General features: G+C 71.4%; 17 protein-coding genes and 1 tRNA gene. 3 read left to right on the top strand and 15 right to left on the bottom strand.

The genetic code is table 11. From position 1 onward, the window contains the following. Positions 1-2 precede the first annotated feature (2 nt). Complete coding sequence (locus J8M50_RS40355; RefSeq protein WP_010356675.1) at positions 3-398, top strand: (2Fe-2S) ferredoxin domain-containing protein; 396 nt, start codon at positions 3-5, stop codon at positions 396-398. Between the two features lie 56 nt (positions 399-454). On the opposite strand, the gene J8M50_RS40350 is transcribed toward J8M50_RS40355, so the two are convergent. The 5 genes from J8M50_RS40350 to J8M50_RS40330 form a co-directional block, all read right to left on the bottom strand. After that, positions 455-2,257 (bottom strand): ABC transporter ATP-binding protein, encoded by a 1,803-nt coding sequence (locus tag J8M50_RS40350; RefSeq protein ID WP_100216840.1) that lies wholly within the window; start codon positions 2,255-2,257, stop codon positions 455-457. A gap of 223 nt (positions 2,258-2,480) precedes the next feature. Beyond that, positions 2,481-3,308, bottom strand: coding sequence for a hypothetical protein (locus J8M50_RS40345; protein WP_010356672.1), 828 nt, complete (start codon positions 3,306-3,308; stop codon positions 2,481-2,483). Positions 3,309-3,310: 2 nt separating this feature from the next. After that, the gene (locus tag J8M50_RS40340) at positions 3,311-3,574 is read right to left on the bottom strand and encodes a MoaD/ThiS family protein (RefSeq protein WP_010356671.1); all 264 of its coding nucleotides are present in this window, start codon (positions 3,572-3,574) and stop codon (positions 3,311-3,313) included. Between the two features lie 32 nt (positions 3,575-3,606). Next, positions 3,607-4,755 carry an acyl-CoA dehydrogenase family protein gene (locus J8M50_RS40335; protein ID WP_010356669.1) on the bottom strand — a complete coding sequence of 383 codons (1,149 nt, stop codon included), beginning with the start codon at positions 4,753-4,755 and terminating at the stop codon, positions 3,607-3,609. Positions 4,756-4,942: 187 nt separating this feature from the next. After that, a tRNA-Pro gene (locus J8M50_RS40330) sits at positions 4,943-5,016 on the bottom strand. A gap of 137 nt (positions 5,017-5,153) precedes the next feature. Between J8M50_RS40330 and J8M50_RS40325 the strand changes: the two genes are divergently transcribed. Both J8M50_RS40325 and J8M50_RS40320 read left to right on the top strand, forming a co-directional pair. Then, positions 5,154-5,879 (top strand): thiamine pyrophosphate-binding protein, encoded by a 726-nt coding sequence (locus tag J8M50_RS40325; protein WP_010356668.1) that lies wholly within the window; start codon positions 5,154-5,156, stop codon positions 5,877-5,879. A 38-nt stretch (positions 5,880-5,917) separates the two neighbouring features. Next, the gene (locus J8M50_RS40320) at positions 5,918-6,829 is read left to right on the top strand and encodes a transketolase family protein (protein ID WP_010356667.1); all 912 of its coding nucleotides are present in this window, start codon (positions 5,918-5,920) and stop codon (positions 6,827-6,829) included. 2 nt (positions 6,830-6,831) lie between these two features. On the opposite strand, the gene J8M50_RS40315 is transcribed toward J8M50_RS40320, so the two are convergent. The 10 genes from J8M50_RS40315 to J8M50_RS40270 all read right to left on the bottom strand — a co-directional run bounded on the left by J8M50_RS40315 (position 6,832) and on the right by J8M50_RS40270 (position 15,135). Next, positions 6,832-7,188, bottom strand: coding sequence for an MmcQ/YjbR family DNA-binding protein (locus J8M50_RS40315; protein ID WP_029184244.1), 357 nt, complete (start codon positions 7,186-7,188; stop codon positions 6,832-6,834). Positions 7,189-7,218: 30 nt separating this feature from the next. Beyond that, positions 7,219-7,764: a GNAT family N-acetyltransferase gene (locus J8M50_RS40310; RefSeq protein ID WP_010356663.1), complete on the bottom strand. Its 546-nt coding sequence runs from the start codon at positions 7,762-7,764 to the stop codon at positions 7,219-7,221. A gap of 36 nt (positions 7,765-7,800) precedes the next feature. Beyond that, on the bottom strand, positions 7,801-8,703 hold the full coding sequence (locus J8M50_RS40305) for a LysR family transcriptional regulator (protein ID WP_010356661.1): 903 nt from the start codon (positions 8,701-8,703) through the stop codon (positions 7,801-7,803). A gap of 43 nt (positions 8,704-8,746) precedes the next feature. Then, positions 8,747-9,964, bottom strand: coding sequence for a glycine C-acetyltransferase (locus J8M50_RS40300; protein ID WP_010356659.1), 1,218 nt, complete (start codon positions 9,962-9,964; stop codon positions 8,747-8,749). 9 nt (positions 9,965-9,973) lie between these two features. Beyond that, a complete protein-coding gene (gene tdh / locus J8M50_RS40295) occupies positions 9,974-11,002 on the bottom strand; it encodes an L-threonine 3-dehydrogenase (protein ID WP_010356658.1) in 1,029 nt (342 codons plus the stop codon). Positions 11,003-11,150: 148 nt separating this feature from the next. Further along, entirely contained in the window at positions 11,151-11,684 is a 534-nt protein-coding gene (locus tag J8M50_RS40290; protein ID WP_010356657.1) for a GAF domain-containing protein, read from the bottom strand. Between the two features lie 28 nt (positions 11,685-11,712). Further along, entirely contained in the window at positions 11,713-12,333 is a 621-nt protein-coding gene (locus J8M50_RS40285; RefSeq protein ID WP_010356656.1) for a GTP-binding protein, read from the bottom strand. Next, positions 12,311-12,676 (bottom strand): DUF742 domain-containing protein, encoded by a 366-nt coding sequence (locus tag J8M50_RS40280; protein WP_040837468.1) that lies wholly within the window; start codon positions 12,674-12,676, stop codon positions 12,311-12,313. Before J8M50_RS40280 ends, J8M50_RS40285 begins: the two co-directional genes overlap by 23 nt. Before the next feature lie 5 nt (positions 12,677-12,681). Further along, complete coding sequence (locus tag J8M50_RS40275; protein ID WP_010356654.1) at positions 12,682-13,119, bottom strand: roadblock/LC7 domain-containing protein; 438 nt, start codon at positions 13,117-13,119, stop codon at positions 12,682-12,684. 120 nt (positions 13,120-13,239) lie between these two features. Next, positions 13,240-15,135: a sensor histidine kinase gene (locus tag J8M50_RS40270; protein WP_010356652.1), complete on the bottom strand. Its 1,896-nt coding sequence runs from the start codon at positions 15,133-15,135 to the stop codon at positions 13,240-13,242. Between the last annotated feature and the right edge of the window lie 273 nt (positions 15,136-15,408).

Raw genomic sequence — 15,408 nt, 5'->3', positions numbered from 1 at the left:
TGATGTTCCCCTCCCAGCGCGGCGCCCCCTGCACGGTCGTGGTGTGCAGGGGCTGCTGCTGCGGCGACCGCCGCAAACACCCCGGCTTCGACCACGGCTGGCAGCTCGACCGGCTCCGCGCCTCGGCCGCCTCGTCCGGCGGTACGTTCACGGTCCGTACGACCGACTGCCTCGGGCCCTGCGACCAGGCGAACGTCCTCGTCGTCCAGCCGTCCACCGCCGCGCGCCTCGCCGGGGCGCGGGCGGTGTGGATCGGCTTCGCCACGGACGACGACGCGACGGAGGAGGTCATCGCGTGGGCAGAGGCGGGCGGCCCGGGAGTGGCCGAGCCGCCGGTCACGCTGGAGATGCAGTTCGTGAAGGCGCCGAGGGGGAGCAAGGCGCGGAATCGACGCTGAGGGGGCAACTCGGGGGCGACTCTCCTCGAAACCGCCGCTCACCCCCGCCCCTCACCTCACGCCCTCACCCCCGTCGGCTCCTCCGTATCGTCCAGGAACCCGCCCGACTGGTGCTGCCACAGCTTCGCGTACGCCCCCTCCGCCGCCAGCAGCTCCCCATGGCTCCCCTGCTCGATGATCCGCCCCCGGTCGAGGACGACGAGCCGGTCCATCCCGGCGACGGTGCTGAGCCGGTGGGCGACGACCAGCGTCGTACGGCCCTCCATGAGCCGCCACAACGCGTCCTGCACCAGGACCTCGCTCTCGGAGTCCAGCGCGCTCGTCGCCTCGTCGAGCAGCAGGATCGGCGCGTCGCGCAGGATCGCCCGGGCCAGGGCGACGCGTTGGCGCTGGCCGCCGGAGAGTTTGACGCCCCGCTCGCCGACCATCGTGTCGAAGCCCTCCGGCAGCCCGTCGGCGAATTCCGTGACGTGGGCGGCCTCGGCGGCGCGGCGGATGTCCGCGTCGGTGGCGTCGGGCCGGGCGAAGGCGATGTTGTCGCGCAGGCTGCGGTGGAACATGGCGGGTTCCTGCGGGACGTACGCGATGAGGCCGCGCAGGTCGGCCTGGCGCAGCCGGCTGATGTCCTGGCCGCCGACGAGGATGCGTCCGCCGTCGATGTCGGTCATCCGCAGCAGCAGCCGCGTGAGCGTCGTCTTCCCGCCGCCGGACCTGCCGACCAGCCCGATCTTCGTACCGCTCGGCACGTCCAGGTCGAGCTTCTCGAAGAGGGGGTTGCCCCCGCCGTGCGCGAAGGTGACCTGCTCGAAGCGGACGTCGGCGGAGCGCGGCGCCAGCGCTTCCGGGGTGGGCGGGTCGACGACGGTCGGCGAAGTGAGCAGCAGCTCGGTGAACTGCGCCGCCTCGGTCATGGAACCTTCCATGCGCCGGTAGATCCGGTTGAAGTCGAACATGATGCGCGTGGCGCTCATGAAGTACATGAACGCCACGATGACGCCCTCGACACTGTGCCCGCCCCCGGCCAGCGTGACCGCGAGCAGCAGACCGAGTGCGTTGGTGAGGACGGACATCGGCGCGACGAACGTGTCGATGCGCAGGTTCCCGTAGTCCCACGACCTCAGCGTCAGCCGCTTCGACTCCGCGACCCGCACCCGGTGTTCGGCGGCCTCGCGCTCCTCGGCGGCGAAGGCACGCACGGTGTCCATGTTCATGAGGCTGTCGGCGACGTGCCCCGACACCCGGGCGATCGCCTCCTCGCGCTGGGCGACGAGCCGCTGCCTGCGCCGGATCAGCGGCGTCACCCCGACGGCCGTGAGCACGATCATCGTCAACAGGCAGACGACGAGCCAGGGTTCGTACTGCCACAGCACGATCGACCCGAACACCAGCGGTACGAGGCTCCCCACGATCTCGAAAGCCAGCGTGTCCGCGAAATCCTCGAACCGCCCGGCGAAACTCAACACCCGTTTGGTGAGGGACCCCGCGAAGTTGTCGTGGAAGAACGCGGCGTCCTTCGCGAAGAGTTCGTCCATGCCGACGACGTACAGGTTCTCGATGCCGAGCGCGTCGACCCGGTTCAGGCAGTGGATGCCGATCCGCCACAGCACCTCGGCCGTCAGCATCACGACGGCGAACCCCACGACGTACGGCAGCGCGGTCGAGACGACCACATCCCCGTCGTCCGCGATCCGCCCCACCAGTTTCGCCACCACCAGCGGCGCCACGTAGTTGATGCCCGCGTTCCCCAGCGCGGGCAGCAGCAACGCCGGCAGCGCCAGCCATTTCAGCCGTCCCAACTCCCGTCCGTAGTACCGAAGGGCGAGCATCACCGCGCCCTTGCGTGATTCAGCCGTATTCATCCCGTCCCTGCATCGCTCAGGCCCCGGGCACGCGAAAAACGGCACGCGCAAGCGGGACAAATCGGAGGAGGAACGGGAAGTCTCCCGCGCGGGCGGGGCCGGCGTCCAAGCGTTTTTCGGCGGCGGCAGGGGTTTTCGGCCGGGTCGAACACAGGAACGCGTACTACCGCCAACACGCCACTGTTCCAGCAGAGTTGCGCGCGGCACGTGGACGCCCGGCTCGTCAGTCCGTGGGATCGAGGGTCTCCCGGACGGTCAGGTGGGGCTGCGGGGAGTCGGGGGGACCGATCTCGTGGTGGAAGTACAGGCCGGAAGCGCCGGGGGCACGGTGGGCGGAAGTGGTGACCACGCAGGGGTCGTACACGAACATCGGGCGGCGGAAGACGGCGTGCAGGGTGCGCGTCGGGGTGCCGATCACCTGGCGGGGCGGCAGCGGGGCGTGGAGTTTCTCGGCGAACAGCCGGTCCCGGGCCTGGGTGGCCAGTTCGATCATCTCGATGAACGACCACTGGTCGGCGACCTCGGCATGGCTGCGGCTGATGAACGTGTGCCATTCCCGGGGCGGCAGTACGACCGTCGCCCCTCCGGGAGACAGGTCGGGCGGGCGCGGCGTGGCGACGGTCTCGGCCGGGGTGAACGCCTTGCGGAGTTCGGGGTGCAGGACACCGGGGCTCGCGGACAGGCTGTCGCCGTCGGCCACCACGAGGACGCGCATCGTGGTGGAGACCTGCGCGACGGGCCGACCGTCGGCCGTGCAGTCGGTCTCCGCGTGCATCCGCTCCCCGCTGGGATCGACGCGGAGACCGAATCGGACGGTCAGCCAGGGCGCGTCGGAGAACCCCGGGCAGGGGGTGGCGTAGTCGATACGCACCGAAGTGACCACGACCGCGCTGCGGTAGGTGTCCACCATCGACGGGAACGGGGTGACGTACTCGGCGAGCCAGCGGGAGACCCCCGACGCGACGTGGCTCAGCAGCATCCGCGGGCGCAGTTGCAGCGGGCTGAACATGGTGGTGGCGCTGGGTTCGGTGTAGCTGATCCGGCGAGGCACGGTCAGCCGCCCGCGACCGCGGTCAGGAACTCCAGCCGGTCGGTGTCCAGCAGGGGATGGGCGACGTCGACGGGGACGACCTCCCCGTTCACGATGAGGCGGTGGACCTGCCGCAGGCCGCCCTCGTCGTCCCACAGGACGGGGCCCAGCCGGGGAAAGCGCAGGCGCAGGGCCTCCATCGCGTCCCCGACGGTGTCGGCCTGGACGCTGACGGTGCGTTCGTAGTCGGTGAACCGGAGCAGCAGGCCGGAGAAGTGTACGTCCATGAAAGGGCTCGCCTTCGTTGCCGCGGGAACGGTCAGATCAGGTGCTTGGCCACCATGTTTCCGATGGTGATCTCCAGAGAGTGCTGGGTGCCGCCCGCGGGGATCAGGCCCGCGCAGTCCCGCAGGTACCGTCCGTAGAACTCGTCGCCGTAGAAGGCGTGGCCGCCCAGCACGCGCAGTGCCTCGTGGGCGATGAGCATCGACTGTTCGGCGGAGAAGTGCTTGGCCGCCGAGATCTTCGCGTCGTAGGTCAGATCCGTCTCGCCGCGTGCCTGCCGGTCGAGGACGTCGTGCGTCATGGTCCGGGCCGCGTCCGTGACGATGTGCATCCGCCCGAGCCCCGCTGCCACATTGGGGTAGTCCAGCACTGGCCGGCCCTGCCGGGTCGCGGTGCGCAGCCGGGCCGCGCAGCGGTCGACGAGCGCGCGCATCCTGCCGACGGTCCACGCCGCCTGCATGCTCCGGCGCTCGTTCAGGTACAGCTGGGAGTGGTCGAGACCGTCGGTCCAGGTCAGGATCCGTTCCTGGCCGAGCCGGACCTCGGCCAGGTCCAGGACGGCCATGCCGGCGGACTGAAGGCCGATCCCGTTCGCCGGAGTCACCGTCACCCCCGGATCGTCGTGATGCACCAGGCAGGCGGCCAGCCGGCCCTGGCCCGAGCCGGCGTACACCAGGAAGACGTGGGAGAGGAGCCCTCCCGTCAGGTAGGACTTCCTCCCGGACAGCACCCCGCACTCCCCGTCGCGGGTCAACTCCGTCTCCCAGGACCAGAAGTCGGCGTCCTCGGTGAAGCCCAGGGTCGCCGTCAGCTCGCCGGACACGAGCGGCCTCACGTAGTTCTCGGTCAGGGCGGCGTCCCCGGACTGGTGCAGGGTGAACGCGATGCTCGTCGACATGCTCACCACGAGGGGGAACGCCGCCTCGTCGCACCGGTGGGTCATCTCCTCCAGGACACGGCCCCAGACGTTCGATCCCAGGCCCTCCCCGCCGACGTCCTTCGGCATCGAGAGCCGGTGGAGACCCGCCTGGGCGGCCCGGGCCAGAAAGCTCCTGGGAAACGCTTCTCCCGCCGCGTACCGCTCGGCGGCTCCGGCGCCGATCTCCTCCAGCAGCCCGCCCCACCGCTCTCCGACGAGTTCACCGATGGCGTCGCCGGACAGGTCGTGGATCTGCGTCGTCATGATCTGGTGCCCTTTCGGTCAGGTCACCGCCACGCTGACACACGGCGGACCGGCGCGGGCAGAGCGTGCCCCCGGGCGCACGAAGCGCTCCGCCCGGTGGGGGAGGCTCCTTCAGATGGCCCCCAAGAACGAGCCAGAGGCCGTGTCAGATTTCTCTGACACGGCCTCTGGCCTCCGACTATCTAAGTCGGGACGACAGGATTTGAACCTGCGACCCCTTGACCCCCAGTCAAGTGCGCTACCAAGCTGCGCCACGTCCCGTTGCCCGTTTGACCTGGGGTTTCCCCTGGTTGAACGCGCAGGGAAAATATACCGCACTCGGATCGCTGGTCGCGCATCCCTTTCCGCGGCGGCGCGGAGTTGACCTCAAGCTTGGTCGAGGTTGCACGATCGGTGGCATGACGATCACCGAGGGAACACGTCGGGCGTACGGGTACGACGAACTGGCCGGGCTGATGGGGCGGATGACCGGCGCGGAGAAGCACGGACCGGCGGCGACGTCGACGCTGGACGTGCTGTGGGTGCTGTACGACCGGGTACTGAGGGTCACGCCCGAGCGAGTCGAGGATCCGGAGCGGGACCGGTTCCTGCTGTCCAAGGGGCACGGGCCGATGGCGTACTACGCGGTCCTCGCCGCGAAGGGGTTCCTGCCGGTGGAGTGGCTGGACGGCTTCGGTTCGTACGACTCGCCCCTCGGCCACCACCCCGACCGCGTCCTCGTCCCCGGCGCGGAGATCGGCAGCGGCTCCCTCGGGCACGGTCTGCCGCTCGCCGTCGGTACGGCGCTGGGCCTGCGCGCCCAGCACCGGCCCGACCCCGCCGTCTGGGTCCTGACCGGAGACGCCGAGCTCGACGAGGGCAGCAACCACGAGGCCATCGCGTACGCCGGTCCGGCCGGCCTCGACCGCCTGCACACGGTCGTCGTCGACAACGCCTCCGCCGGCCACGCCCGGCCCGGCGGGATCGCCGCGCGGTTCGAGGCGGCGGGCTGGTCGACGGCCACGGTCGACGGACGGGACCACACGGCCCTGTACGAGGCGTACACAGCGCCGCACGCCGGACGGCCGCACGCGGTGATCGCCCGGGTGGAACCGAAGAACCCGGCCCAGGCCCGACGGGTCTGAAGCTCCACACAAAGCACCGGCACTCCGAAGGAACCCCTATGGACACCATGCGCGACCGCCTCGCCCCCACCCTCACCCGCCTCCTCGACGAAGACCCCCGCCTCGCCGTCGTCCTCGCCGTCATCGGCTCCGACAGCTTCGCCGAAGCCGCCCGCCGTCACCCCGGCCGCGTCATCGACGTCGGCATCAGGGAACAGCTGCTGATCGGCGCGGGCGCGGGGCTGGCGCTCACCGGTATGCGCCCCGTCATGCACACCTTCGCCAGCTTCCTCGTGGAGCGCCCCTTCGAGCAGGTCAAGCTGGATCTGGGGCACCAGGACGTGGGCGCGGTGCTGGTCAGCGCGGCGGCGTCGTACGACTGGCCCGCGGGCGGTTTCACGCACATGTCGCCCGGCGACGTCGCGTTGCTGGACACGCTGGACGGCTGGACCGTCCACGTCCCCGGCCACCCCGACGAGGCCGAGACGCTGCTGCGGCACGCGGCGCGCGCCGGGGACGACAAGGTGTACGTCCGGCTGTCGGAACTGTCCAACGCCGAGGCCCGCCCGGTCGACGGACACGGCTTCCTGACCGTACGGGAGGGCCGGCGCGGAGTCGTCCTCGCCGTGGGACCGACGCTGGACGCGGTACTCGCGGCGACGGAGGGCCTGGACGTGACGGTCCTGTACGGCACGACGGTCCGCCCCTTCGACGCGCAGGCCCTGCGCCGGGCGACGGACGCGGCGGGCACGGACGTCGTCCTGGTCGAGCCGTACCTCGCGGGCACCTCGACGCCCGCCGCGAACGACGCGCTGGCGGACCGCCCGCACCGGGTCCTCGGGATGGGGGTCGGCCGCCGTGAACTGCGCAGGTACGGCACGGTCGAGGAGCACACGGCAGCTCACGGTCTGGACGCCGGGTCCCTGCGGGAGCGGATCGGGAGCTTCCTGAGCAGGACGGCCGCCGCCTGACGTCACACCTCTGTCACCCCCAGCCCCGGATACGCCTCCAGCAGCCGCGTAGGCGCGGCCTGCCGCCACGAGTCCGCGAGGATCGCCCTCAGCTCCTCCTCGTCCTCCACCTCGGCGAGCCGCGCCCGCACCCACGCGAACTGGGCCTCGTGGTCGGCGATCCAGAACTTCCCCGGCTCGGCGAGGACGAGTTCGTCGCGCTCCTCCTTGGGGCAGCGCACCGCGATGGACGTCTCGTCCTCGGGGAGCGTGACGAACATCTTCCCGGCGACCCGGAAGGTCGGCATGTTCCAGGCGATCTTCTCCGTGGTGTCGGGCAGCGACAGGGCGATTCGGCGTACATCTTCGGCGTCCGGCATGTTCCCGACCGTACCGGCCGCCACTGACAGTCACCCTCCGCAGGACGATCCCCCCTCCAGAACCCCAACCCGCTTGTAATACAAGGTGGTCGGCCGCAGCACCCCGCCGGGATCGGCCGCGTAGTCCGGGATCACCCCGACCCGCGTCCACCCGGCCCCCGCGTACAGCCGCTCGGCGGGACTGTCGGTCTCGGTGTCGAGATGCAGCAGCGTCACCCCGGCGGCGACGGCCGCCTCCTCGGCGACGCCCAGCAGCCGCCGCGCGAGCCCCCTGCCCCGCGCGTCCTTCGCGACCATCAGCTTCACCAGCTCCGCCCGGTGCCGGCTGTTGGGCTTGTCCGGGTACGCCAGCGACACGGTCCCGACGACGCGCGGACCGTCGTACGCGACCCAGACCGCGAGCTGGGGGTCAGCCGCCCGCGCGGACCACCAGGCCAGGGCCTCCGCAGGGTCCAGCGGCGCGAGGAAGCCGACGGAGGCGCCGTCGTCCACGACCTCGACGAGGAGGTCGGCGAGGCCGTCCAGGGCGGAGGGGTCCAGTCGTACGATCGGGTCATCACCCACAAAGCGCGTCATACCCCGAGACGTTATCCCCGGCGCGAGACACCTCCGTTACGGATGACTCACCTCGCCCAGCGCCTCCAGGACAGGTCTGATCAGCGGATGTGTCTCCGCGCCCCGCCTTATCGCCGCGAACACCCGCCGCGTCGGCGCGACCCCGTCCACGGGCCGGACACGGACCCCCGCGAGGTCGGTTCCGAGCAGGGCGGAACGGGGTACGAGGGCGACTCCCGCGCCTACCGCGACCAGCGCGACGACCGCGCGGAAGTCGTCCGAGGCGTGTTCCATACGCGGCTGGAAACCGGCGTTCTCGCAGGCCAGGACGGCGACGTCGTGGCAGGGGTTGCCGGGGTAGGGGCCGACCCACGTGTCCTTGGCCAGCTCCGCGAGCGGAACCTCGGGCGTGTCCGCGAGGCGGTGGTGCGAGGGGAGGACCGCGTCGAAGGGTTCCGCGTAGAGGGGTACGTGGGTGAGGCGGGGGTCGTCGGCGGCGGGGGCGCCCCGGTACTCGACGGCGACGGCGACGTCCACCTGCCGGTCGAGGACCATCGGCAGGCTCGCGTCCCCCTCCGCGTCCTGGACGCGCAGCCGGATGCCGGGGGCGGTACGGGCGAGCCGGGTCATCGCGGGCGCGACGACCAGCGCGATGCCGGTCGCGAACGCGGCGACGGTGACCGTGCCCGCCTCGCCGTTGCTGTACGCCGCCAACTCGGCTTCCGCGCGCTCCAGTTGGGCGAGCACGGCGTTGGTGTGGCCGAGCAGGATCTCGCCGGCCGGGGTGAGCCGTACGCCCTTGGCGCCGCGTTCGACGAGGCGGTGGCCGGTCTCCTGTTCCAGGGCGGCGAGCTGCTGGGAGACGGCGGAGGGGGTGAGGTAGAGCGCGGCGGCAGCCGCGGTGACCGTACGGTGGTCGGCCACCGCGCGGAGGATGTGGAGCCGCCGAGCTTCGATCATGGGTCCGATTATCGCAAGATATCCCAAGCCTCTCGAAACGCCCTCAGCCTTCCAGCTCCGCCCCAGCCGACGCCTCCAGCTCCTCCCGCGCCGACACGAACGCCTCCACCGCCCGATTCACGTCCTCCAGCGAATGCGCCGCAGACAACTGCACCCGGATCCGCGCCTGCCCCTGCGGCACCACCGGATACGAGAACCCGATCACGTACACCCCCCGCTCCAGCAGCAATTCCGCCAGCCGCCCCGCCTTCGCCGCGTCCCCGATCATCACCGGCGCGATGGGATGCTCGCCGGGAAGGATGTCGAACCCCTCCTCGGTCATCCGCCGCCGGAACAGCGCCGTGTTCTCGGCGAGCCGTTCCCGCAGGTCACCGGCGGACTCCAGGAGGTCGAGGACGGTCAGGGAGGCCGCCGCGATGACCGGCGCGAGGGTGTTGGAGAACAGGTACGGCCGGGAGCGCTGGCGCAGGAGGGCGACGATCTCGGCGCGGGCGGCGACGTACCCGCCGGAGGCTCCGCCGAGGGCCTTGCCGAGGGTGCCGGTGATGATGTCGACCCGGTCCATGACGCCGTGCAGCTCGGGGGTGCCGCGTCCGCCGGGCCCGGTGAAGCCGACGGCGTGGGAGTCGTCGACCATGACCATCGCGTCGTACCGGTCGGCGAGGTCGCAGATGTCCTTCAGCGGCGCGAGGTAGCCGTCCATGGAGAAGACGCCGTCGGTGACGATCAGACGGCGCCGGGCCGACCCCGCTTCCTTCAACTGCCGTTCCAGGTCGGCGAGATCGCGGTTGGCGTAGCGGAAGCGGCGGGCCTTGGAGAGGCGGATGCCGTCGATGATCGACGCGTGGTTGAGGGCGTCGGAGATCACCGCGTCCTGTTCGCCGAGCAGCGTCTCGAAGACGCCGCCGTTCGCGTCGAAGCAGGAGGAGTAGAGGATCGTGTCCTCCTGGCCGAGGAACCGCGAGAGCCTGGCCTCCAGCTCCTTGTGGACCTCCTGGGTGCCGCAGATGAAGCGGACGGAGGCCATGCCGTAGCCCCAGCGGTCGAGGGCGCGGTGCGCGGCGTCGATCACGTCGGGGTGGTCGGCGAGGCCGAGGTAGTTGTTGGCGCAGAAGTTGAGGACCTCGCCGGGCCGGCCGCCGGAGCTGACGTTGACGGTCGCGGACTGCGGGGTGTCGATGACCCGTTCGGGCTTGTGGAGCCCGGCGGCGCGGATCTCTTCGAGGGTGGCGCGCAGGTCGTCGCGTACGGAGTCGAACATGGTGATCCTTCAGGTCGTCCAGTCGAGGATGACTTTGCCGCCCCTGCCGCTCGCGGCGTCGGCGAAGGCGGCGTCGAAGTCGCGGTAGCCGTAGCGGCCGGTGATGACGGGGGCGAGGTCGAGGCCGCCCTCCAGGAGGACGGACATCGCGTACCAGGTCTCGAACATCTCACGGCCGTAGATGCCCTTGAGGGTGATCATCGAGGTGACGATCCGGGACCAGTCGACGGGGAACTCCTCGGTCGGCAGGCCCAGCATGGCGATCCGGCCGCCGTGCGTCATGTTGGCGATCATGTCGCGCAGCGCCTCGGGGCGGCCGGACATCTCCAGGCCGACGTCGAAGCCCTCGCGCAGCCCCAACTCCCGCTGCCCGTCGGCGATTTTGGAACGAGCCACGTTCAGCGCGAGGCTCACACCGACCTTCCGTGCGAGGTCAAGGCGTTCCTCGCTGACATCGGTGATCACGACGTTGCGCGCACCGGCGTGGCGGGCAACTGCCGCCGCCATCAAGCCGATCGGCCCCGCGCCGGTGATGAGGACGTCCTCCCCGACGAGCGGGAACGACAGGGCCGTGTGCACGGCGTTGCCGAACGGGTCGAAGATCGCGGCGACATCGAGGTCCACGGGGACGCGGTGCACCCACACGTTGGACGCGGGCAGCGCGACGTACTCCGCGAACGCGCCGTCCCGGCCCACCCCCAGACCGACCGTCGCCCGGCACAAGTGCCGCCTCCCGGCGAGGCAGTTGCGGCACTTCCCGCACACGAGGTGCCCCTCGCCGCTGACCCGGTCGCCGATCGCGACGTCCGTGACCGCGGCGCCCACCTCGACGACCTCGCCGACGAACTCGTGCCCCACGACCAGCGGCGTCCGGATCGACTGCCGCGCCCAGCCGTCCCAGGACCGGATGTGCAGGTCGGTGCCGCAGATCCCGGTGCGCTGCACCTTGATCAGTACGTCCCCGGCGCCGACCGCCGGCTCCGGGACGTCCCGCAGCCACAGTCCCGGCTCCGCCTTCTCCTTGACCAGCGCCTTCAACGCAGCGGCTCCTGACGTGAGTCGACCGGCTCGCGGGCACGACGACGTGACCCGGGTCCGGGGAGGGGGATGGATACGACGACGAATCTGCCGTACCCGGGCCGCCCCGGTCCATCGAGCTTTTCTTAAACGGCGCCGCAGCTCCGCTTCACGCCCTCTCCTCCAGCCGGACCACGAGTTCGGCGGCGGCGGCCTTGACCGTCTCAAGTCCCGTGGTCCCCCAGGCCCTTGGCGTGAGGTCGGCGACACAGACCGTGCCGAGGACCATGCCGGTGCTGTCGATCAGGGGGGCGCCGAGGTAGGAGCGGACGCCGTACTCGTCCACGATCGGGTTGCCGGCGAAGCGCGGGTAGTCGCCGACGTCGCCGAGCGCCAACGCGCGCCGCCTGACGACGACATGGGGGCAGTAGCCGTGGTCGCGGGGAAGCGCGCGCTCCAACGACCCTTTGGCGCCCGGCGCGACGTACAGACCGGCGAAGAACTGGCGTTCCTCGCCCACGAAGTTGACCATCGCGTACGGCGTCCGGGTGATCTCCGCGAGGCGTTCGGCGAGGCGGTCCAGCATCGGCTCCGCGCGTTCCCCGAGGCCGAGTCGGCTCAGCCTCCGGGCCCGTGCGGGGGCCTCCCGGTCCTCCGGCGTGACCAGCAGCCGCCCCACCGGCCGCGGCGGTCCGTAGCTCATCCCAGGGCTCCTCTCTGCGAGTTGAGGGTCATGCACGGGCGTTCTCGGCGGGTGTGTGGGCGATCAGGTGCTTGACGAGGGTCAGCAGGGTCTGGACGCCGGACGCGGAGATCCGCGCGTCGCAACGGACCACCGGGATCGCCGGGTTGAGGTCCAGAGCGGCCCGAACCTCCTCCGGGTGATAGCGGTGGCCGCCGTCGAACTCGTTGACGGCGACGATGAATCCGAGGCCGCGCTCCTCGAAGAAGTCGACCGCCGCGAAGCAGTCCTGGAGGCGGCGGGTGTCCGCGAGGATCACCGCGCCGAGGGCGCCCTCGCACAGTTCGTCCCACATGAACCAGAACCGCTGCTGGCCCGGCGTCCCGAACAGGTACAGGACGTGGTCCGGGTCCAGGCTGATGCGGCCGAAGTCCATGGCGACGGTCGTCTCGACCTTGTTCTCGACGCCGTCGAGGCTGTCGGTGCCGGCGCTGACGGTCGTGAGCAGTTCCTCCGTGCACAGCGGCGCGATCTCGCTGACCGCGCCGACGAAGGTGGTCTTGCCGACCCCGAACCCGCCCGCGACCAGCACTTTCAGCGCGGTCGGGAACGGGGTCTGATCATCGCGGGAGCCGTACGCGTCGTACTCACAGCTGTCGTCGTAGTCCATCGAGCACCGCCTCCAGTAGGGCCCGGTCGGTGGGGTTGTGGTGGAACTCCGGGGGTTTCGTGGTCAGAGCCCCGCAGTCCACCAGGTCCGACAGCAGCACTTTGGTGACCGCCGCCGGGAGTTTCAGATGGGCGGCCACCTCGGCCACCGGCACCGGGGCGCGGCACAGGTCGAGCGCCTGCGCGTGCTCCGGGCCCAGATAGCCGAGGGGGCTCGTCCCGGTGACCCGTACCTGCGACATCAGGTCCAGGGCGACGGTGGGCCTGGTGCGGCCGTTGCTCACGGTGAAGGGACGCACCAGGCGGCCGGCCGCGTCGTCGAGCCACGGCCCGTCGGCCGCCATCACGTTCACGACCTCATCGCCGGGGGTTCGGCGGGGTGCTGGCGGGGGGCGGTCACGAGGTACGGCCGTACGCTCTTGACGAGCATCGCCATCTCGTAGCCGAGCACCGCCGCGTCGGCCTCCCGGCCGGCCATCACGGCGAGACACGTGCCCGATCCGGCCGTCGTCACGAACAGCAGCGCGGAGTCCAGCTCCACCACCACCTGCCGCACGTCCCCGCCGTCCGCGAACCTCACGCCCGCGCTGCGGCCCAGCGAATACAGGCCCGACGCCAGCGCCGCCATATGGTCCGCGCTGTCGTGGTCCAACCCGTGCACAGACTTCACGAGCCCGTCGCACGACAACAGCACCGCGCTCGTCGTGTGAGGCACACGCTGCACGAGGCCGCTCATCAGCCAGTCGAGATCGGATGCGTGTCCGGTGGCCGGCGCGTCGCTCGCCATGGTGGATCGACTCCTTGAGGGGGGTTGCGGAGGTGTGGGGTGGGGGCGCGGGGTGGTTCGGGGGGCCGCGGTGGGTGGGGGGCTCGGGGGACGGGGTGGCGGTGGGGCTTGGTAACGGGGTCATCGTGAGAGGGGGTTTCCGTCGGAGGTCGGGGTGAGGGGGGTGGGGGAAGTCAAAGGAGTAGGGAAAGTCAGGGGGGTGTCGGGGGCCTGGGCCTGGCCGAGTTCGGCCGTTTCCATGCCGAGTTGTGCCTCCGCGAGGCCCATCCCCCGCTGGAACGCCGCCATCAGCCCCGGATCGTGTCCCCCGGGCTCCTCGTTCTCGGGCCTCGGTACGGGCCCCCCGCGCAACTGCGGAGCCAGGTGTTCCTGCGCCCGGCGCCGGGGCAGCCTGGGCTTCCCGATCGTCCCCCGCACGGCCCCCACCCTCGGCACCGGCACCTCCCCCTGCACCTCCTCGACGGCGGCCCGGTCCCCGACCCTGATCCCGGGCCGCGCCTCGGCGGGGTTGGGCCGCGCTTCCCGGGTGTTGCGCGTGGGGAGAGGGGCGGGGCGTACGCCGTTGCCGGGGGCGGGGTCGGTGGGGTGCGTGCCGTTGACCCGGTGTGCCCCGGCAGGCGGCTGCGTGCCGTTGGCTCTCGGTGCCGTCCGGGGGCTCGCGTGGCGGGGACCCGGGGTGGCGGGTGACGGCGTGTGCGTACCGTGCGGTGGGGTGGCCGTCGGCGTCACACGCGTGGCGGTCGGCGCGGCCTCCGGTACGACGATGCCGGTGCCGTCCGTCGACTGGGGCCCCGCCGTCGTCGTACCCAACGGCCCCCGCCCCGCCTCCCCCAGCAGCGCCTGCGGCACCACCAGGATCGCCTGGACCCCGCCGTAGATGTTGTTCTGGAGCCGCACCCGAATCCCGTGCCGGCGGGCGAGCTGGGAGACCACGAACAGTCCGATCCGGCCGTCGGCCAGCAGGCGGCCGACGTTGACCTGGTCCGGGTCCGCCAGGAGCGCGTTCATGCGGGCCTGTTCCTCCGGCGGCATGCCGAGCCCCCGGTCCTCGACCTCGACCGCGAGGCCGGAGGTGACGAGGTTGGCGCGCAGGAGGACCTGGGTGTGGGGAGCGGAGAAGACCGTGGCGTTCTCGACGAGCTCGGCGAGGAGGTGGATGACGTCCGCGACGGCGTGCCCCCGGAGGTCGCCGTCGACGGGCGGGACCAGCTTCACGCGCGAGTACTGCTCGACCTCGGCGATCGCGGACCGCAGCACCTCGGTCATGGAGACGGGGTGGCTCCACTGCCGCCGCGACACTGCACCCCCCAGCACCGCGAGGTTCTCCGCATGCCGCCGCACCCGCGTCGCGAGGTGGTCGACGTGGAAGAGCCCCTTCAGCAGGTCGGGATCCTCGATCTCGTTCTCCAGCTCGTCGAGGAGCAGGATCTCCCGGTGCACGAGGGACTGGAGGCGCCGCGCGAGATTGAGGAACACCTCCAGCTTCTGCTCGCTCCCGGTCCGGCTGGACAACTGCGTCGCCTGGACGACCGCCGCCACAGCCCCGTCGTGCGCCCGCGCGAGATCCGCCGCGAGCAGCTCGAACTCGTCGGCGTCCCCGGGCGGCAGCCCCCGCGTACGGCGCTGGGGCGGCGCCTCCCCGCGCCGTAACGCCTCGACCAGCGCCCGCAGATCGGCCTCTCCGCGCGCGGCGGCCCGCCGCAGCGCGTCGATCCGGTCGGTGACCGACCGGGCGGTACGTCCCGCGGCGACGGCGGCGACCCCGATCCCCGCGCCGGTGACGACGACCGCGCCCGCGATGACGGCCCACAGGGTGGGTCCGAGCGGGACGCCGGTGGCGCGCACGGTGAACAGCACGACCGCGCACGCGCCGAGCGCGACGGCGGTCGGCGGCAGTACCGCGAGCCGCAGCAGGTGCGGCCGTATGTGGGTCTCGGTCGTGCGGGCGACCGGTCGTCCGTGCCGTCCGCCCTCACGGCGGTCTGCGCGTGCGGCGGGTGCGCGGAGGTGCGACATCCGTGTCCTCGTCCTGATCCGTCGGGTCCCTGGCTGTGCGGCGACTCACAGTAGTTGCCAACGAGGCAGGTACGGCGGGCAGTTGGCGAACTCCTGCGGCAATCGTCCCGCTCTGGTATGAGCGCTCGCACGCCTGCCCGATAACCCGCTGCGGACGGGTGTCACGTAGGGAAAAGAACTGATCAGGGACGGTCTCAAGCGGTCCCGTACGGAAGCCGGACACCCGCCCCGGACGCCGGTCACTCAGCGTGTTCGCTTTGGCCAACAAAAAGC

Origin of the sequence: Streptomyces acidiscabies (genome assembly GCF_020010905.1) — a bacterium.
GTDB classification, from domain to species: Bacteria; Actinomycetota; Actinomycetes; order Streptomycetales; family Streptomycetaceae; genus Streptomyces; species Streptomyces acidiscabies.
Note: the sequence above shows the minus strand (reverse complement) of the source record. Positions and strands in the feature narration are given on the sequence as shown.